Here is a 19,537-nt window from a genome sequence, read left to right as displayed (position 1 = left end):
TTACCAGCCGCGTTCTTGCATACGCTGTTCTGGAAGTAAGTTTGAGATTTCAATCCCTTTCATTGCAGTACCAAGCTCTTTTGACAACTCAGCGATTAATTTGTAATCAGTAAAGTGAGTTGTTGCTTCCACAATTGCTTTCGCAAATTTAGCAGGGTTGTCTGATTTAAAAATACCAGAACCAACAAATACTCCGTCAGCACCAAGCTGCATCATGAGAGCAGCATCAGCTGGAGTTGCTACGCCGCCAGCGGCAAAATTAACGACAGGAAGCTTGCCGTCTTTTTTAATTTGAAGAAGAAGCTCGTAAGGAGCACCTAGGTTTTTCGCTTCTGTCATTAGTTCATCCTCACTCATCGCAACTACTTTGCGCACTTGAGCGTTAACTTTGCGCATATGGCGAACAGCCTCAACAATATTACCTGTTCCAGGCTCACCTTTTGTGCGAAGCATAGAAGCACCTTCCGCAATACGGCGTGTTGCTTCACCAAGATCACGGCAGCCACAGACAAAAGGAACTGTGTATTCATTTTTATTTAAATGAAATTCTTCGTCAGCCGGCGTCAGAACTTCACTTTCATCAATATAGTCAACACCCATAGCTTCAAGCACACGCGCTTCAACAATATGTCCGATACGCGCTTTTGCCATTACCGGGATAGATACTGCATTCATTACTTCTTCCACGATTGTAGGGTCAGCCATACGGGCAACTCCTCCAGCCGCGCGAATATCTGCTGGCACACGTTCTAGCGCCATTACAGCGACAGCTCCAGCTTCTTCAGCGATTTTCGCTTGTTCCGCATTGATGACGTCCATGATGACGCCGCCTTTTTGCATTTCTGCCATTCCGCGTTTTACACGTTCAGTACCTGTTTGAGCCATTTCTTGGTCCCCCTAATCAAGGTATAGTTATATGATTTCTAATTCTTATTGTATCCTAGAAATCCAATAATTCATATGGATATATACTATTTTATTCGGTTTTTAGCGCTTTGAAAATCATTTTTTATTAAAAATTGGGTTTTTTCAGTATATTACGCGAAAGAGCCCTAACATCCATCAGAGCTCTTTCAATTGATTAAAACCAGCCGGTTACCGTATCAACAATGCTTCCCCAAATTCCGGCAAAAAATCCGCCGATACTGCGCATTGTCAAAACAAACCAGTTTGCTTTTTCTACATTTTCTTTTGTAACAAGGTCTACGCCAGCCAGATCGCTGTTAATGAATCCGTAATCCTTTTCATCACCTGTGTATTCCGCAGTCAGCTTCCCAACCTTGGTTCCTTTTTTCACAGGAGCAGTTAAGTTATCTTTATTCAGTGTGACCTTCGCTTTGTAATTCTTTTCTTCACCATTTTTGACAGGAAGAGAGAACGCCTTGTTTGTCACAATGCCTACTTCTTTCTCTTTACCCTTATCAACTGAAATTGTTTTATGGCCTTTTACTTGATCGCCTTCAGCATAAATTTCTTTCATGGAGAAATTGTCGAAAGCATAATCAAACATTTTCTTCGTTTCATCGAAACGGCCTGTATGAAGGTTGCCCTTTGCGTTTAAAACAACAGTGATGACACGCATACCGTTGCGTTCAGCTGTTCCTGTAAAGCATGAACCCGCAGAGTCAGTAGAACCTGTTTTCAGTCCGTCTACAGTCGCTTTTTTATACTCGCTGACAAGCCCCTTCAGCATAAAATTCCAGTTCGGCATGTCCATTTCATCATCGGTGCCTTCTCGGAATTTCGTTTTGGCGATACTGGAAGTCTCCAGTATCTCAGGGTAATCAGTAATCAAGTGATCCGCAAGAATCGCCATATCCTTTGCAGAAACTTCACTTTCTTCATTTACGCTTGTCCCCTCAGGCTGATGCCCGTGAAGATCTTTGTTTTCAAGACCTGTTGCGTTAACAAATTTGTAATCTGTTAAGCCTAGTTCTTTTGCTTTTGCATTCATTTTTTCAACAAACTTAGTTTCAGAACCGGCAACGATTTCTGCAATCGCAATAGCAGCAGCATTTGCAGAATAAATTGCTGTAGCTTGATATAATTCTTTTACTGTGTATTTCCCGTCTTTCCGAAGAGGAACGTTTGATAAGCTGTTATCTTGGGAAATTTCATACACATAGTCATCAGGCGTATAGGTTTGGTCCCATTTCACTTTACCTTGATCAATTGCTTCTAATAACAGATACTCTGTCATCATTTTTGTCATACTCGCAATTGGCAGTCTCTTATCTGCATTTTTACTGTAAAGAATTTTACCTGAAGAAGCTTCGATCATAATAGCAGCAGATGCATTGATATCAATTGGATCGCTGGCTGCTTTTGCTTTTGACATTGGAGCCAGACACGTGACAGCTAGAGTTAACACAACCAATGACATCAGTAGCTGTTTACATTTCTTGATGTTCAATCGTACGACCTCCGTATTTCATTTTCTTCATCTATAATTAAGCCGTTAAGGACATTTTCAATGCACAACAGTATAAATTTTATCATAATCAGTATAAAAAAAATAGACAGAGTCAGAGACCCTGTCAAATGTTTTTAATTTGTAACAATTTATTATGAAATTGTATAGTTAGGTGATTCTTTTGTAATCTGTACGTCATGCGGATGGCTTTCGCGAAGTCCTGCGCCAGTCATGCGAATGAACTGAGCTTCTTCTCTTAGCGCACGCAGATCTTTGGACCCGCAATACCCCATACCAGAACGAAGGCCTCCGACTAGCTGATAAACGGTTTCTTCAACTGGCCCTTTGTAAGGTGTGCGTCCTTCAATTCCTTCAGGAACAAATTTTTTGTTTTCTTCTTGGAAGTAACGGTCTTTACTTCCTTTTTCCATTGCAGCAACTGATCCCATGCCGCGGTATACCTTAAATCTTCTGCCTTGGTAGATTTCAGTTTCACCAGGGCTTTCTGATGTGCCTGCAAGCAAGCTTCCGAGCATAACAGCATGTCCGCCGGCTGCCAACGCTTTAGTGATATCGCCAGAGAATTTAATCCCACCATCGGCGATGATTGTTTTGCCGTGTTTTCTTGCTTCAGTCGCACAATCATAAATTGCTGTAATTTGCGGAACACCGACGCCGGCTACAACACGTGTAGTACAAATTGAACCAGGTCCTATTCCAACTTTGACAACGTCTGCTCCAGCTTCGATAAGCGCTCTTGTCGCTTCAGCTGTTGCCACGTTTCCAGCAATAATGTTTAATTCGGGATACGTTTCACGGATTTTTGTGACTGTGTTTAAAACGCCTTGAGAGTGTCCGTGAGCTGTATCGATAACAATCACATCAACATTGGCTTCAACAAGCTTTTTGACGCGAGTCATTGTATCGCCAGTTACACCAACTGCCGCGCCAACGATCAGGCGGCCGTGAATGTCTTTAGATGAGTTCGGGAACTCAATGACTTTTTCAATGTCTTTAATTGTGATAAGACCTTTTAATTTATTCTGGTCATCTACGAGAGGAAGCTTTTCAATTTTATGTTTCTGCAAAATCTTTTCAGCTTCATCCAGAGTAGTTCCTACAGATGCAGTAACTAGCTCTTCTTTCGTCATGACGTCGCTGATTTTCATTGAGTAGTCAGAAATAAAACGAAGGTCACGGTTTGTAATAATTCCAACAAGCTTCTGGTCTTCTTCGTTATTTACAATCGGAACACCTGAAATTCTGTATTTCCCCATCAAATGCTCCGCATCAAATACTTGGTGATCAGGAGTTAAAAAGAAGGGATTTGTGATAACGCCGCGCTCAGAACGCTTTACTTTATCAACTTGTTCAGCCTGCTGTTCAATGGACATATTTTTGTGAATGATGCCCAAGCCGCCCTGTCTTGCCATTGCAATTGCCATTGCTGATTCTGTTACAGTGTCCATACCTGCGCTGATGACAGGAATATTTAGCTTTAACGTTTTTGTAAGTTCTACAGATAAATCCACATCACGCGGAAGTACCTCAGACTTTGCTGGTACAAGCAGCACATCGTCGAACGTTAAGCCTTCTTTTGAAAATTTACTTTCCCACATTAGTAAATCCCCCTCTTTTCGGCAAAATATTATATGTAGATTATCAACTAGCCAAGAGCATGTCAAGGAAGCGGGAAAGAGTTGAAATATTTAGATAACGGAAAGGATTAAGAAATATACATGACATATCATGAGTGGAAAGACTTAGCGCTATTTTACTCCGTTGAATCAACCCAGAAATTTCTAGAAAAGGTTTATATCTTAAACGGTATTGACGATGCGAAAAAAAACTCTTTTAAAAACAGTGAACGGTTTATTTATTTCTTAAAGCATGCCGAATCGTTTTATAAACAAGCTGCATATTCTCCCTTAGAAATCAAACCGATTCTTTTATTTTATGGAATGGCACAGCTTATCAAAGCATGCTTAATTACACGTGATCCTCATTATCCAAGCCATACATCAGTACTGGCACATGGCGTAACAACAAGAAAACGAAAGAAACAAAATTATTGTTTTAGCGACGATGAAGTGAAAATACAACGGAATGGCCTATGCGTACATTTTATGAAACATTTATTTGGACAATCGGATATAGTAGATGAACGGTATACCATGAAAAAATTATTAATGGCCATTCCAGAACTTAGCGATATTTTCTACTTTCAGCAGAAAGAACGATTTATGACAAAAGTTGAGAAGGATAAGAACGAAATTTTTATACCGGAGGAAGTAGTAATCAATTACAAAATGTCTGATTCAAGGTTTGCTGAATACATGTCCCATCATTATCAATGGTCTTTTACAAAAAAAAATGAACACGGGCTGCTGTTCGAAATTTCACCACAAGACAAGGAGCCATGGACATCGACCAGCTTATTGTTTGACATGGAAAAGAACCAATATTATATCCCTTCTCAAAGGGAGCAATTTCTGAGGCTTCCCGAAATGACAATTCATTATTTGATTTTGTACAACGTTGGGATGATTGCAAGGTATGAAACAGAATGGTGGTATGAGTTATTAACACAGCATATAAGTGATGACTACGTGTTAATTCAGCAGTTTTTATTAGTATCAGAAAAGAAATTCCCTAAATACGCTTCACAGTTTCTTCTTCATTTTTAACAAACAAAAAACCCAGCTCAATGAGCTGGGTTTAAGCTTGCTTGGCGGCGTCCTACTCTCACAGGGGGAAACCCCCGACTACCATCGGCGCTGAAGAGCTTAACTTCCGTGTTCGGTATGGGAACGGGTGTGACCTCTTCGCTATCGCCACCAAACAAATTGAGAGTGTTCTCTCAAAACTAGATAACAGGTGTGACATCATTCAAAATGTGGTTAAGTCCTCGATCGATTAGTATCTGTCAGCTCCATGTGTCGCCACACTTCCACCTCAGACCTATCAACCTGATCATCTTTCAGGGATCTTACTTCCTTGCGGAATGGGAAATCTCATCTTGAGGGGGGCTTCATGCTTAGATGCTTTCAGCACTTATCCCGTCCGCACATAGCTACCCAGCGATGCCCTTGGCAGAACAACTGGTACACCAGCGGTGCGTCCATCCCGGTCCTCTCGTACTAAGGACAGCTCCTCTCAAATTTCCTGCGCCCGCGACGGATAGGGACCGAACTGTCTCACGACGTTCTGAACCCAGCTCGCGTACCGCTTTAATGGGCGAACAGCCCAACCCTTGGGACCGACTACAGCCCCAGGATGCGATGAGCCGACATCGAGGTGCCAAACCTCCCCGTCGATGTGGACTCTTGGGGGAGATAAGCCTGTTATCCCCGGGGTAGCTTTTATCCGTTGAGCGATGGCCCTTCCATGCGGAACCACCGGATCACTAAGCCCGACTTTCGTCCCTGCTCGACTTGTAGGTCTCGCAGTCAAGCTCCCTTGTGCCTTTACACTCTGCGAATGATTTCCAACCATTCTGAGGGAACCTTTGGGCGCCTCCGTTACCTTTTAGGAGGCGACCGCCCCAGTCAAACTGCCCACCTGACACTGTCTCCCCGCCCGATAAGGGCGGCGGGTTAGAAGGTCAATACAGCCAGGGTAGTATCCCACCGATGCCTCCACCGAAGCTGGCGCTCCGGTTTCCAAGGCTCCTACCTATCCTGTACAAGCTGTACCAACATTCAATATCAGGCTGCAGTAAAGCTCCACGGGGTCTTTCCGTCCTGTCGCGGGTAACCTGCATCTTCACAGGTACTATAATTTCACCGAGTCTCTCGTTGAGACAGTGCCCAGATCGTTGCGCCTTTCGTGCGGGTCGGAACTTACCCGACAAGGAATTTCGCTACCTTAGGACCGTTATAGTTACGGCCGCCGTTTACTGGGGCTTCAATTCGCACCTTCGCTTACGCTAAGCGCTCCTCTTAACCTTCCAGCACCGGGCAGGCGTCAGCCCCTATACTTCGCCTTACGGCTTCGCAGAGACCTGTGTTTTTGCTAAACAGTCGCCTGGGCCTATTCACTGCGGCTCTCTCGGGCTTGCACCCTAACAGAGCACCCCTTCTCCCGAAGTTACGGGGTCATTTTGCCGAGTTCCTTAACGAGAGTTCTCTCGATCACCTTAGGATTCTCTCCTCGCCTACCTGTGTCGGTTTGCGGTACGGGCACCTCTCACCTCGCTAGAGGCTTTTCTTGGCAGTGTGGAATCAGGAACTTCGCTACTATATTTCGCTCGCCATCACAGCTCAGCCTTATGGGAAACGGATTTGCCTATTTCCCAGCCTAACTGCTTGGACGCGGATATCCAATACCGCGCTTACCCTATCCTCCTGCGTCCCCCCATTGCTCAAATGGTGAGGAGGTGGTACAGGAATATCAACCTGTTGTCCATCGCCTACGCCTTTCGGCCTCGGCTTAGGTCCCGACTAACCCTGAGCGGACGAGCCTTCCTCAGGAAACCTTAGGCATTCGGTGGAGGGGATTCTCACCCCTCTTTCGCTACTCATACCGGCATTCTCGCTTCTAAGCGCTCCACCAGTCCTTCCGGTCTGGCTTCACAGCCCTTAGAACGCTCTCCTACCACTGTTCGAAGAACAGTCCGCAGCTTCGGTGATACGTTTAGCCCCGGTACATTTTCGGCGCAGAGTCACTCGACCAGTGAGCTATTACGCACTCTTTAAATGGTGGCTGCTTCTAAGCCAACATCCTGGTTGTCTAAGCAACTCCACATCCTTTTCCACTTAACGTATACTTTGGGACCTTAGCTGGCGGTCTGGGCTGTTTCCCTTTCGACTACGGATCTTATCACTCGCAGTCTGACTCCCAAGGATAAGTCATTGGCATTCGGAGTTTGACTGAATTCGGTAACCCGGTAGGGGCCCCTAGTCCAATCAGTGCTCTACCTCCAAGACTCTTACCTTGAGGCTAGCCCTAAAGCTATTTCGGAGAGAACCAGCTATCTCCAGGTTCGATTGGCATTTCACCCCTACCCACACCTCATCCCCGCACTTTTCAACGTGCGTGGGTTCGGGCCTCCATTCAGTGTTACCTGAACTTCACCCTGGACATGGGTAGATCACCTGGTTTCGGGTCTACGACCACGTACTCATGCGCCCTATTCAGACTCGCTTTCGCTGCGGCTCCGCATCTTCTGCTTAACCTTGCACGGGATCGTAACTCGCCGGTTCATTCTACAAAAGGCACGCCATCACCCGTTAACGGGCTCTGACTACTTGTAGGCACACGGTTTCAGGATCTCTTTCACTCCCCTTCCGGGGTGCTTTTCACCTTTCCCTCACGGTACTGGTTCACTATCGGTCACTAGGGAGTATTTAGCCTTGGGAGATGGTCCTCCCGGATTCCGACGGAATTTCACGTGTTCCGCCGTACTCAGGATCCACTCAGGAGAGAACGAAGTTTTGACTACAGGGCTGTTACCTCCTATGGCGGGCCTTTCCAGACCTCTTCATCTACCTCGTTCCTTTGTAACTCCGTACAGAGTGTCCTACAACCCCAAGAGGCAAGCCTCTTGGTTTGGGCTGATCCCGTTTCGCTCGCCGCTACTCAGGGAATCGCATTTGCTTTCTCTTCCTCCGGGTACTTAGATGTTTCAGTTCCCCGGGTCTGCCTTCTCATATCCTATGAATTCAGATATGGATACCACTCCATTACGAGTGGTGGGTTTCCCCATTCGGAAATCTCCGGATCAAAGCTTGCTTACAGCTCCCCGAAGCATATCGGTGTTCGTCCCGTCCTTCATCGGCTCCTAGTGCCAAGGCATCCACCGTGCGCCCTTTCTAACTTAACCGTTAAAAAGAATCACTACGTGATATCTTGTGTTACTAATTGAATGTGATGTCTACTGTTATCTAGTTTTCAAAGAACACGTTGGTGGAGCCTAGCGGGATCGAACCGCTGACCTCCTGCGTGCAAAGCAGGCGCTCTCCCAGCTGAGCTAAGGCCCCGTTATATAAGATGGTGGGCCTGAGTGGACTCGAACCACCGACCTCACGCTTATCAGGCGTGCGCTCTAACCAGCTGAGCTACAGGCCCATCTTAACTTATTCAAGGAACAAAGTTCCTTCAAAACTAAACAAGACAGGGAACGTTCTGTTTATAAGACCCAAGGTCTTATATTCCGTATAATATCCTTAGAAAGGAGGTGATCCAGCCGCACCTTCCGATACGGCTACCTTGTTACGACTTCACCCCAATCATCTGTCCCACCTTCGGCGGCTGGCTCCTAAAAGGTTACCTCACCGACTTCGGGTGTTACAAACTCTCGTGGTGTGACGGGCGGTGTGTACAAGGCCCGGGAACGTATTCACCGCGGCATGCTGATCCGCGATTACTAGCGATTCCAGCTTCACGCAGTCGAGTTGCAGACTGCGATCCGAACTGAGAACAGATTTGTGGGATTGGCTTAACCTCGCGGTTTCGCTGCCCTTTGTTCTGTCCATTGTAGCACGTGTGTAGCCCAGGTCATAAGGGGCATGATGATTTGACGTCATCCCCACCTTCCTCCGGTTTGTCACCGGCAGTCACCTTAGAGTGCCCAACTGAATGCTGGCAACTAAGATCAAGGGTTGCGCTCGTTGCGGGACTTAACCCAACATCTCACGACACGAGCTGACGACAACCATGCACCACCTGTCACTCTGCCCCCGAAGGGGACGTCCTATCTCTAGGATTGTCAGAGGATGTCAAGACCTGGTAAGGTTCTTCGCGTTGCTTCGAATTAAACCACATGCTCCACCGCTTGTGCGGGCCCCCGTCAATTCCTTTGAGTTTCAGTCTTGCGACCGTACTCCCCAGGCGGAGTGCTTAATGCGTTAGCTGCAGCACTAAGGGGCGGAAACCCCCTAACACTTAGCACTCATCGTTTACGGCGTGGACTACCAGGGTATCTAATCCTGTTCGCTCCCCACGCTTTCGCTCCTCAGCGTCAGTTACAGACCAGAGAGTCGCCTTCGCCACTGGTGTTCCTCCACATCTCTACGCATTTCACCGCTACACGTGGAATTCCACTCTCCTCTTCTGCACTCAAGTTCCCCAGTTTCCAATGACCCTCCCCGGTTGAGCCGGGGGCTTTCACATCAGACTTAAGAAACCGCCTGCGAGCCCTTTACGCCCAATAATTCCGGACAACGCTTGCCACCTACGTATTACCGCGGCTGCTGGCACGTAGTTAGCCGTGGCTTTCTGGTTAGGTACCGTCAAGGTACCGCCCTATTCGAACGGTACTTGTTCTTCCCTAACAACAGAGCTTTACGATCCGAAAACCTTCATCACTCACGCGGCGTTGCTCCGTCAGACTTTCGTCCATTGCGGAAGATTCCCTACTGCTGCCTCCCGTAGGAGTCTGGGCCGTGTCTCAGTCCCAGTGTGGCCGATCACCCTCTCAGGTCGGCTACGCATCGTTGCCTTGGTGAGCCATTACCTCACCAACTAGCTAATGCGCCGCGGGTCCATCTGTAAGTGGTAGCCGAAGCCACCTTTTATGTTTGAACCATGCGGTTCAAACAACCATCCGGTATTAGCCCCGGTTTCCCGGAGTTATCCCAGTCTTACAGGCAGGTTACCCACGTGTTACTCACCCGTCCGCCGCTAACATCAGGGAGCAAGCTCCCATCTGTCCGCTCGACTTGCATGTATTAGGCACGCCGCCAGCGTTCGTCCTGAGCCAGGATCAAACTCTCCGATAAATGGATCACAGGTTAAGTTCACCACATCCTGCGGCGACACCTGTGTGACCTGCGTCGTGCAGGCCCTAGTTTGACTGACTACGCACATCGCTGTGCGATTTTTAAAAACTGAATTAACAGGTACGTTTTGTCTTGTTTAGTTTTCAAAGAACTTTGTGTGCTTCTCTCGAAGCGACTACTTAATAGTAACATTTTTAGTTAACTAGGTCAATACTTTTTTAAAAAAGTTTTTACTAGTCATAATGGTCATGCTTGTGTCTTTAAAAAGACAACAGAAATGATTATACCATAATTTTTATGACTGTAAAGGGTTATGACACAAAAAAGCGCAGCTATTTCAGCTGCGCTTTTTCTCACACTTCTTCTTGTTCTTCTTCATTCTCATCTTCTTCGTTTTTCTCTACTAAAGCTACTGTAGCAACATGCTCTTCTTCTGCCATTCTGATGAGACGCACACCTTGAGTGACACGTCCGGTGATGGAGATATCATTGATGTCCATTCTGATGAGTACGCCGCTAGCTGTAATAATCATTAGATCCTCTTCACCTTTAGTAGCTTTCACTGCTACTAGTTGGCCGTTGTTCTCGGTGATTTTCGCTGTTTTGAGTCCTTTTCCGCCCCGACTTTGGGTTCTGTACTCTTCAGCCGGAGTTCGTTTTCCGTACCCTTTTTCAGTTACGATAAGGACGTGTGATTCTTCCTCTAATATCTCCATGCCGACAACAACGTCGTCATCCGTCAGGGTGATGCCTTTTACGCCCGCCGCAGTTCTTCCCATCTCCCGGACATCTGTTTCAGGGAAACGGATCAGTAAACCGTTTTTCGTTCCAATGATGATTTGTTTTGTGCCATCAGTCAGACGTACACCCATCAGTTCATCATCTTCACGAAGACCCAGAGCGATTAGACCATTGTTGCGGATATTAGCGAATTGAGATAGCGATGTTCGTTTTGAAACCCCATGCTTTGTAGTGAAGAAAAGGTAAAGCTCCGCATTGAATTCCGTGACTGGAATAATCGCGTTGATCCACTCACCCTTTTCTACCTCCAGCAGGTTAATAATCGGGATTCCTTTTGCCGTTCTGCCGTATTCAGGGATTTCATACCCTTTTGCACGATACACTTTCCCTTTGTTCGAGAAGAAGAGAATCGTGTCATGAGTTGACGTAGAGATCAAATGTTCAACGAAATCATCTTCGTTTGTTCCCATACCTTGTACACCTTTTCCGCCTCGTTTTTGACTGCGGTAAGTTGATGCAGGAAGACGTTTGACGTATCCGTTGTGCGTCAGAGTAACTACGATATTTTCTCTCTCGATGAGATCTTCATCTTCAATTGTCTCCAGTCCAGAAGTGACGATCTCAGTACGTCTTTCATCGTTAAAACGCTCTTTGATTTCCGTGAGTTCTTCACGGATGATCTCAAGCACTTTATATTCATTTGCCAAGATGTCTTTTAGCTCTGCAATTAATTTAACAAGAGATTGGTATTCTTCTTCTATCTTTTCACGTTCCAGTCCCGTTAAACGCTGGAGCCTCATATCAAGGATCGCTTGTGCTTGCTTCTCTGTCAGTGAGAATTGTTCAACTAAACCTGTTCTCGCAATTTCAGCCGTTTGAGAATTACGGATAAGGGAGATAACTGCATCGAGATGATCCAGTGCAACTCTCAATCCTTCCAAGATATGAGCTCTCGCTTCTGCTTTACGCAATTCATAAGCAGTACGGCGTCTAATAACAACTTTTTGATGGTCAAGGTAATGCTCCAGGCATTGCTTAAGAGTTAAAACTTTCGGCTGGCCATCAACAAGTGCCAGCAGGTTGATGCCAAAAGATGTTTGTAGAGCAGTTTGTTTGTACAGATTGTTTAAGATGACATTTGCATTTGCGTCGCGTCTGATTTCAATGACAATTCTCATACCTGTACGATCTGACTCATCACGCAGATCTGTGATACCCTCTATCTTTTTGTCCCTTACAAGATCGGCAATTTTCTCAATTAATTTCGCCTTATTTACTTGGTAAGGTAACTCTGTAACGATAATTCTTTCTTTACCCGAAGATGTTTGTTCGATCTCAGCTTTTGCCCGGATCGTGATAGAGCCTCGGCCTGATTCGTATGCTTTCCGGATACCGCTGCGTCCCAAGATTTGACCCGCAGTCGGGAAATCAGGCCCTGGAATGACTTCCATAAGCTCTGGAATTGTAATGTCCGGATTCTCACTGACAGCAAGTACACCGTCAATGATTTCTCCCAGCTGGTGCGGAGGAATGTTTGTTGCCATACCTACCGCAATGCCGGCAGCACCGTTCACGAGCAGATTCGGGAACCTTGAAGGCATAACGACAGGTTCTCTTTCTGACCCGTCATAGTTATCCTGGTAATCGATTGTGTCTTTTGTGATGTCACGAAGAATCTCCATTGAGATTTTAGACATTCTTGCTTCTGTATAACGCATGGCCGCCGCTGAGTCTCCGTCAACAGAACCGAAGTTTCCGTGACCGTCAACGAGCATATAACGGTAGTTGAAATCCTGAGCCATTCTGACCATGGATTCATATACCGCTGAATCACCGTGCGGGTGGTATTTCCCGATAACTTCTCCAACGATACGCGCGGATTTTTTATAAGGCTTGTCACTTGTCATGCCTAAATCATTCATTGCATACAAAATCCGTCTATGAACTGGTTTTAAACCGTCTCGAACATCTGGAAGAGCACGGGACACGATAACGCTCATTGCATAATCCAAGAAGGACGTACGCATTTCCTGACTGATATTTATTTCACGAACTTGTGGTGTGTTTTGTTCACTCATTAAAAAACCTCCCTGAAGTATCACATGAAATATGTGGGAGTAGATTGTCCATTATGACCTTCAATACGATTTCACTATTCTCCATTATATCAATAAACTTATGATTATACACATAAAATTGCTAGAATATATAGGTATTGCAAGCATTGCTGCATCTGATCTTGTTCAGAAAAAAGCCTTATTTCTTATTGGAAATAAGGCTTTTTATGATTAGATGTCAAGATTTTTAACGTATCTCGCATTCGCTTCTATGAAGTTTCGGCGCGGTTCTACCTTGTCGCCCATAAGCATTTCAAAAGTCTCGTCCGCATCCATTGCATCTTCAAGAGTTACCTGAAGAAGTGTTCTGGAACTAGGATCCATGGTTGTCTCCCATAGCTGGGTGGCATTCATTTCACCAAGACCTTTGTAACGCTGCAGTCCAGGCTTAGGCGTTTGAGGAAGAGTTTTTAACAGCTCTTCAAGCTCCTTGTCATTGTACGCATATTCAACGCGTTTCCCCTGTTGAACCTTGTAGAGCGGCGGCTGCGCAATGTACACGTAGCCATTTTCGATAATTTGGCGCATATATCTGTAAAAGAACGTTAACAGAAGTGTTCTGATGTGCGCGCCGTCAACATCGGCATCTGTCATAATGACAACTTTGTGGTAACGGGCTTTCTCAAGGTTGAAGTCTTCCCCGATACCTGTGCCGAGCGCTGTGATCATAGAGCGAACTTCGTTGTTAGAAAGGATTTTATCCAGTCTGGCCTTTTCAACGTTTAGGATTTTACCTCTAAGCGGCAAAATGGCTTGGAAATGTCTGTCGCGTCCTTGTTTAGCAGATCCTCCGGCAGAGTCACCCTCTACGATATATAACTCGGAGATGCTCGGATCTTTCGAAGAGCAGTCCGCTAACTTACCGGGCAGGTTTGAAATTTCCAAAGCACTCTTACGGCGTGTTAGTTCACGCGCTTTTTTCGCAGCCATTCTTGCTCTTGCCGCCATTAAGCCTTTATCGACAATTTTTTTAGCCGCATCTGGATTTTCCAGCATAAATGTTTCCATCGCCGTAGAAAATAACGTATCGGTGATCGTCCGTGCTTCTGAGTTGCCCAGCTTTGTTTTCGTTTGGCCTTCAAACTGCGGATCAGGGTGTTTGATTGAAATAATCGCTGTCAGCCCTTCCCTTACGTCATCTCCGCTTAGGTTTGGATCATTTTCTTTAATAAGCCCTTTTTTTCTGGCGTAATCGTTGATAACACGAGTCAGGCCCGTTTTGAAGCCAGCTTCATGGGTACCGCCTTCGTACGTGTTAATGTTGTTTGTAAACGAGTAAATGTTGCTTGTGTAGCTGTCATTGTATTGCAAAGCCACTTCAACCGTAATGCCGTCCTTTTCGCCTTCAATGTAAATCGGCTCTTCATGGACAACCTCTTTAGAGCGGTTTAAATACTCTACATAACTTTTAATTCCGCCTTCGTAATGGTATTCATTTTTGCGCTCTTGTCCTTCACGTTTATCTTCAATCGTGATGTTTACGCCCTTTGTTAAAAAGGCTAATTCACGCACGCGGTTGGCAAGCAGATCGTAATCATACTCGGTTGTTTCTGAGAAAATTTCAGGGTCCGGGACAAAATGTGTCGTCGTTCCTGTATGATCCGTTTCGCCAATGATTTCAAGGTCTGTAACCGGAACTCCGCGTTTATAGGTTTGGCGGTGAATTTTACCGTCACGGTGAACCGTCACATCAAGCTCTGTTGATAGTGCGTTTACGACCGACGCACCTACACCGTGTAATCCTCCGGATACTTTATAGCCGCTTCCGTCAAATTTTCCTCCGGCATGAAGCACCGTCATAATGACTTCTACCGCAGGACGGCCCATTTTTTCATGAATACCGACTGGAATACCGCGGCCATTATCTACAACCGTGATACTGTTGTCTTTTTCGATTTGGATATTGATATCCGTACAATAACCGGCGAGGGCTTCGTCAATACTATTGTCGACAATTTCCCATACCAGGTGGTGAAGGCCTTTGCTGTTTGTCGAACCGATATACATCCCCGGTCTTTTACGAACAGCTTCCAATCCTTCTAGTACCTGTATCTGATTTTCATCATAACTGTTTTGCTGCTGTTCCATAGCCACGTCATTCACCTACACTTTTCTAAACGATATATTCGTGATAAAAAATTTCTAAGAATCTATTTCAAACATAAATTGCGCACGTTTTTTTAATGTGCTGGAAGATAAGGGAGAGTAATATATATTCTGAACCGTGACTACGATAGATTTGGGCGTGCCGTTTACGGAAGGCACCACCTTGTGTTTCTGTTTTTTCAGAAATTCTTCAACAATAGGCGACATGTTGGCTTTAAAGTCAAAAATGCCGACAATATCTCGTGTTGAAACCACAAAGTCATCACCTAAATGAATATACAATTGCTCACCTCATTTCTTCACTTCACTAACGCACCATTTTGCACACGGAACATTCCTGCTTGACGTAAGGTTTCGTGATCAATGCCATCAACGCTTGTCGTTGTGACAAACGTTTGTACACGGCCTTGGATCGTATGAAGCAAGTGTGACTGGCGATAATCATCCAGTTCACTCAGTACATCATCCAATAGTAAAATGGGATATTCTCCGATTTCTTCATGGATCAGGTCAATCTCCGCCAGCTTAAGGGACAACGCCGTCGTTCGCTGCTGTCCTTGAGAACCATACGTCTGCACATCGCGTCCGTTCACATAGAAAAGAACATCATCGCGATGAGGCCCTGACAGCGTCACACCACGCTCAATTTCTTTTTCTCTTAATTTAGAAAACGCTTCTTGATAGCTATCTCCTATTTTCGACAAATCTAGGGGATCTGATACATCAAGAGCTGTATGGTATTTCAGGGTCAGTTCTTCAAGCCCTCTTGAGATGCCTGCATGGATGGGCTGCGCCCATTTCTCGAGCTGTGCTGTAAACTGCAGGCGTTTTACGACGACTTTTGCTGCAACTTCTACAAGCTGATCGGTCAGAACATCGAGCATCGTCCGGTCAGTTTGTTTTCTTGTTTGCAGCTGTTTCAAAAAATGATTCCGCTGGGAAAGGATTTTCTGGTAAAGAGAAAGATCATGAAGGTAGACGGGAGAAACCTGTCCGATTTCCATGTCAAGAAACCGCCTTCTCACTTGAGGGCTTCCCTTTACAAGATTTAAATCTTCCGGCGCGAACATAATCGTGTTGAGGGCCCCGACATACTGGCTGAGCTTTTGCTGTTCAATATGATTGACCTTGCCCTTTTTACCCTTTTTGGAGATGACGAGCTGCATCGGGATCGCCCCGTTTTGCTTCATCACTCTTCCCTCTATTTTAGCATAGTCTTTGTCCCACCGTATAAGTTCTTTGTCATTTGATGTCCGGTGCGATTTCGCCATGGACAAGACATAGATCGCCTCCATGAGGTTTGTCTTCCCCTGGGCGTTTTCTCCGATGATCACATTTACTTTATTTTCAAATTGAAGTTCAGCATGGTCGTAGTTGCGGTAAGATGTCAGTTCTAAGTTCTGGATATACAATCAGTGTCACCCGCTTTAATTGACGACTTGAAATGAACCAAATCCTTCAATCTCTACCACATCTCCAACATACAGCTTTCTGCCCCGGCGGTTGTCCGGCTCATCGTTCACAAGCACTTCATGCTCGCTTAAAAACCACTTCGCCATACCGCCAGACTGAATCACATCGGCTAATTTTAAAAATTGTCCGAGTGTAATCATCTCTGTATCAATTGAAATCGGATTTGCCATTATATCGACCTCTTTCAAATATCACTAATATCTAATTGTACTAAAAAAAAACGAATTAGGGAAAGGGAAAACTTGTCGGAGCAGATACCGAATAGAAAAGCTGCCGACAGGTCGGCAGCAGTGTATCGGATTAATAGGTTCTGACAGGGAGGATAAGCTGTACAATCGTTTCATCATTCGGCGTGCGAATTAAGAAAGGTCTCATTGCGCCTGTAAAGCTTACGCGTATTTCTGCTCCTTCAAGCACCTTTAGTGCATCCAGCATATATTTTGGACTAAAAGAGATATTTAATTCCTCACCTTCAATTTGATCCGCAACAATTGCTTCCACAACTTTACCGATTTCTGGCGAATTGGAAGAAATTTCAATGGATTCAGCCGGTTTTGCGGACAGTTTTACAACGTTGTTGCGTCCCTCTCTAGCTAAAAGAGATGCACGATCAATGGCCTGAAGGAATTCTTTTGTGTTCACAATGATTTCTGTTTTGCTGTCTTGCGGAATCAGGCTGGTTGTGTCTGGATAATTCCCGTCTAGAAGCCGTGAGAAGAATAAGACGTTTTTCGCTTTAAACAGAACTTGGGTTTCTGTGATGACGATATCTACAAGTTCCTGGTTGTCATCTAAAATCTTGCTGAGTTCAGTTAAACTTTTTCCCGGAATCACGACGTTATAAGATCTGTCTTCTGGAATATCAAGTTTCGCCTTTCTTAATGCAAGACGGTGGCTATCCGTTGCAGTGCATAATAATTCACTTTGCTCCACTTTCCAGTTTACACCTGTCAAGATAGGGCGTGTTTCTGAGGTGGACACTGCAAATACTGTTTGTCTGATTAGATTTTTTAACAAATCAGTTGGGATCTGAATCGCATGATGCTCTTCAATCTGCGGCAAGTGCGGATACTCGTCAGCATCCAGTCCGTTTAGATTAAATTCAGCTTTACCAGAACGGATAATCGTCAAATACTGATTTTGGACTTCGATTTCTACAGTTGCCATCGGCAATTTTTTTACAATTTCACTAAAAAAGCGAGCCTGTAAAACGATGCTTCCGGGCTGTTCAATAGTGACGATTTCTTTATCTCCTTCTTCTTTTGGAATGAAGGATTCAATAGAAATATCTGAGTCACTCCCTGTAAAGGATACTCCATCATCTGATGCAACAATTTTAATACCAGTCAGAATGGGAATCGTGGTTCTGGATGAAACTGCTTTTAATACATCTTGGACACTTTCAACAAGACGATCTTTTTGAATCGTGAATTTCATTTTTATCCTCCTAACGGATAACGTATTAATATATATATTTATAAAAAATAGTAGAAGTAATAGTAGGGCCTGTGGATTTGTGGATAAGTTGTGAAAAAGACAGGAAACACAGCCTATCCACATGTGGACAGACTGTGTATGACTTCCGAAAAGTTATTCACACTTTCCCCGATTGATCCCTGGTCCTGCTATTTAAGCTGTTCTTTAATTTCTTTTACATGCTGCTGAAGCTGTTCATCATCTGCCAGCAGTTTCGAAATTTTTTCATGCGCATGAATAACGGTCGTATGATCACGTCCTCCAAACTCTTCACCGATTTTAGGAAGCGAGGAATCAGTCATTTCCCTTGATAAGTACATGGCGATTTGACGCGGAAAAGCTACTGACTTTGTCCGTTTTTTTGCTTTGAAATCCTCGAGTTTAATATTAAATTGCTGGCCTACTACCCTCTGAATTTCCTTTATCGTAATGACTTTCGGTTTTGAGGAAGGAATAATATCTTTCAACGCCTCAGCGGCCAGATCAGCATTAATATCTTTATTAATTAAAGATGAATAAGCGACAACTCTGATTAATGCGCCTTCGAGTTCCCGAATATTGCTGTCGATTTGATTCGCGATGTAAAGCATAACCTCGTTCGGAATATCGAGGCCTTCTGCTTTGGCTTTTTTTCTTAAAATTGCAATTCTAGTTTCTAGATCAGGCGGTGTGATATCTGTAATAAGTCCCCATTCAAAACGTGAGCGCAATCTGTCCTCAAGCGTCGGAATTTCCTTTGGCGGTCGGTCACTTGAAATGACGATTTGTTTGCTTTCTTCGTGCAATGTGTTAAATGTATGGAAAAATTCTTCCTGGGTTTGTTCTTTCCCCGCTAAAAATTGAATATCATCTATCAAAAGCACATCAACATTTCGATAGCGATTGCGGAAGTCGACGGCTTTATTATCTCGGATAGAGTTGATGAATTCGTTTGTAAATTTCTCAGAAGACAGATAAACCACTTTGGCAGAAGGATTATGATCTATTACATAATGGCCGATCGCATGCATTAAGTGCGTTTTCCCTAAGCCGACGCCCCCATAGATAAATAAAGGGTTGTAAGCTTTCGCGGGTGCTTCCGCTACTGCGAGGGAAGCAGCGTGTGCAAATCGGTTTCCAGATCCGATGACAAAAGTATCAAAAGTATATTTTGGATTGAGCATATTTTGAGGAAAATCAGATGTATCTTCTTTGACCGCTTTTTTGACTTGCGGTTTCGGCATAAAGTCCTCAACATCTTGATTTTGAGGAATGACAAACTTAATGCTCAATTCTTCCCCGGTTAATTCATATATAGTATCTGCAATCAGATGCAAGTATCTGGACTCCAGCCAGTCTCTGGCAAATTCATTGGGAGCCGTGATCGTTAATGTATCGCCTTGCAGTGAGTGGGCTTTGGTTGACTTCATCCAAGTCTCAAAACTCGGTTTGCTCAACTTTTTTTCAATTTGAGCAAGGGCTTGGTTCCACAGGTCTAATATATTTTCCAT

11 protein-coding genes, 2 tRNA genes and 3 rRNA genes are annotated in these 19,537 nt (G+C 44.7%); 1 reads left to right on the top strand and 15 read right to left on the bottom strand.

Annotated elements, in window-relative coordinates; genetic code table 11:
- The 3 genes from pdxS to guaB form a co-directional block, all read right to left on the bottom strand.
- The gene (gene pdxS / locus ACFVP7_RS00080) at nucleotides 1-885 is read right to left on the bottom strand and encodes a pyridoxal 5'-phosphate synthase lyase subunit PdxS (protein ID WP_003247145.1); all 885 of its coding nucleotides are present in this window, start codon (nucleotides 883-885) and stop codon (nucleotides 1-3) included.
- 196 nt (nucleotides 886-1,081) lie between these two features.
- Nucleotides 1,082-2,413 (bottom strand): D-alanyl-D-alanine carboxypeptidase, encoded by a 1,332-nt coding sequence (gene dacA / locus ACFVP7_RS00075; protein ID WP_032676922.1) that lies wholly within the window; start codon nucleotides 2,411-2,413, stop codon nucleotides 1,082-1,084.
- A 152-nt stretch (nucleotides 2,414-2,565) separates the two neighbouring features.
- Complete coding sequence (gene guaB / locus ACFVP7_RS00070) at nucleotides 2,566-4,032, bottom strand: IMP dehydrogenase (protein WP_003226803.1); 1,467 nt, start codon at nucleotides 4,030-4,032, stop codon at nucleotides 2,566-2,568.
- A 120-nt stretch (nucleotides 4,033-4,152) separates the two neighbouring features.
- Here guaB and ACFVP7_RS00065 point away from each other — a divergent pair, with 120 nt between their 5' ends.
- A complete protein-coding gene (locus ACFVP7_RS00065; protein ID WP_015715083.1) occupies nucleotides 4,153-5,100 on the top strand; it encodes a YaaC family protein in 948 nt (315 codons plus the stop codon).
- Between the two features lie 39 nt (nucleotides 5,101-5,139).
- Here ACFVP7_RS00065 and rrf read toward each other — a convergent pair.
- The 12 genes from rrf to dnaA all read right to left on the bottom strand — a co-directional run bounded on the left by rrf (nucleotide 5,140) and on the right by dnaA (nucleotide 19,537).
- Nucleotides 5,140-5,255, bottom strand: a 5S ribosomal RNA gene (gene rrf, locus ACFVP7_RS00060).
- A gap of 54 nt (nucleotides 5,256-5,309) precedes the next feature.
- Nucleotides 5,310-8,237 (bottom strand): 23S ribosomal RNA (locus ACFVP7_RS00055).
- An 81-nt stretch (nucleotides 8,238-8,318) separates the two neighbouring features.
- A tRNA-Ala gene (locus ACFVP7_RS00050) sits at nucleotides 8,319-8,394 on the bottom strand.
- Nucleotides 8,395-8,405: 11 nt separating this feature from the next.
- Nucleotides 8,406-8,482: transfer RNA gene (locus ACFVP7_RS00045), tRNA-Ile, on the bottom strand.
- A 102-nt stretch (nucleotides 8,483-8,584) separates the two neighbouring features.
- Nucleotides 8,585-10,134 (bottom strand): 16S ribosomal RNA (locus tag ACFVP7_RS00040).
- Together the 16S, 23S and 5S rRNA genes with 2 tRNA genes alongside form the textbook arrangement of a ribosomal RNA operon.
- Nucleotides 10,135-10,487: 353 nt before the next feature.
- Entirely contained in the window at nucleotides 10,488-12,953 is a 2,466-nt protein-coding gene (gene gyrA / locus ACFVP7_RS00035) for a DNA topoisomerase (ATP-hydrolyzing) subunit A (protein WP_396582890.1), read from the bottom strand.
- A gap of 210 nt (nucleotides 12,954-13,163) precedes the next feature.
- A complete protein-coding gene (gene gyrB / locus ACFVP7_RS00030) occupies nucleotides 13,164-15,080 on the bottom strand; it encodes a DNA topoisomerase (ATP-hydrolyzing) subunit B (protein ID WP_003226808.1) in 1,917 nt (638 codons plus the stop codon).
- A 54-nt stretch (nucleotides 15,081-15,134) separates the two neighbouring features.
- The gene (gene remB, locus ACFVP7_RS00025) at nucleotides 15,135-15,380 is read right to left on the bottom strand and encodes an extracellular matrix regulator RemB (RefSeq protein WP_003219266.1); all 246 of its coding nucleotides are present in this window, start codon (nucleotides 15,378-15,380) and stop codon (nucleotides 15,135-15,137) included.
- A gap of 17 nt (nucleotides 15,381-15,397) precedes the next feature.
- Entirely contained in the window at nucleotides 15,398-16,510 is a 1,113-nt protein-coding gene (gene recF, locus ACFVP7_RS00020; protein ID WP_003243515.1) for a DNA replication/repair protein RecF, read from the bottom strand.
- 15 nt (nucleotides 16,511-16,525) lie between these two features.
- The gene (rlbA, locus tag ACFVP7_RS00015) at nucleotides 16,526-16,741 is read right to left on the bottom strand and encodes a ribosome maturation protein RlbA (protein ID WP_003226810.1); all 216 of its coding nucleotides are present in this window, start codon (nucleotides 16,739-16,741) and stop codon (nucleotides 16,526-16,528) included.
- A gap of 130 nt (nucleotides 16,742-16,871) precedes the next feature.
- Nucleotides 16,872-18,008, bottom strand: a complete 1,137-nt coding sequence (dnaN, locus tag ACFVP7_RS00010) for a DNA polymerase III subunit beta (RefSeq protein WP_003242509.1) — start codon at nucleotides 18,006-18,008, stop codon at nucleotides 16,872-16,874.
- A 188-nt stretch (nucleotides 18,009-18,196) separates the two neighbouring features.
- On the bottom strand, nucleotides 18,197-19,537 hold the full coding sequence (dnaA, locus tag ACFVP7_RS00005; protein ID WP_003242674.1) for a chromosomal replication initiator protein DnaA: 1,341 nt from the start codon (nucleotides 19,535-19,537) through the stop codon (nucleotides 18,197-18,199).

The sequence above is a fragment of the Bacillus sp. SG20033 genome (assembly GCF_044570195.1).
GTDB classification, from domain to species: domain Bacteria; phylum Bacillota; class Bacilli; order Bacillales; family Bacillaceae; genus Bacillus; species Bacillus subtilis.
Note: the sequence above shows the minus strand (reverse complement) of the source record. Positions and strands in the feature narration are given on the sequence as shown.

Bases quoted from the DNA above. Each gene is read 5' to 3' on its own strand.
- guaB (WP_003226803.1), bottom strand. From the start codon at position 4,032: ATGTGGGAAAGTAAATTTTCAAAAGAAGGCTTAACGTTCGACGATGTG.
- pdxS (WP_003247145.1), bottom strand. From the start codon at position 885: ATGGCTCAAACAGGTACTGAACGTGTAAAACGCGGAATGGCAGAAATG.
- rlbA (WP_003226810.1), bottom strand. From the start codon at position 16,741: ATGGCAAATCCGATTTCAATTGATACAGAGATGATTACACTCGGACAA.
- dnaN (WP_003242509.1), bottom strand. From the start codon at position 18,008: ATGAAATTCACGATTCAAAAAGATCGTCTTGTTGAAAGTGTCCAAGAT.
- gyrB (WP_003226808.1), bottom strand. From the start codon at position 15,080: ATGGAACAGCAGCAAAACAGTTATGATGAAAATCAGATACAGGTACTA.
- ACFVP7_RS00065 (WP_015715083.1), top strand. From the start codon at position 4,153: ATGACATATCATGAGTGGAAAGACTTAGCGCTATTTTACTCCGTTGAA.
- gyrA (WP_396582890.1), bottom strand. From the start codon at position 12,953: ATGAGTGAACAAAACACACCACAAGTTCGTGAAATAAATATCAGTCAG.
- dnaA (WP_003242674.1), bottom strand. From the start codon at position 19,537: ATGGAAAATATATTAGACCTGTGGAACCAAGCCCTTGCTCAAATTGAA.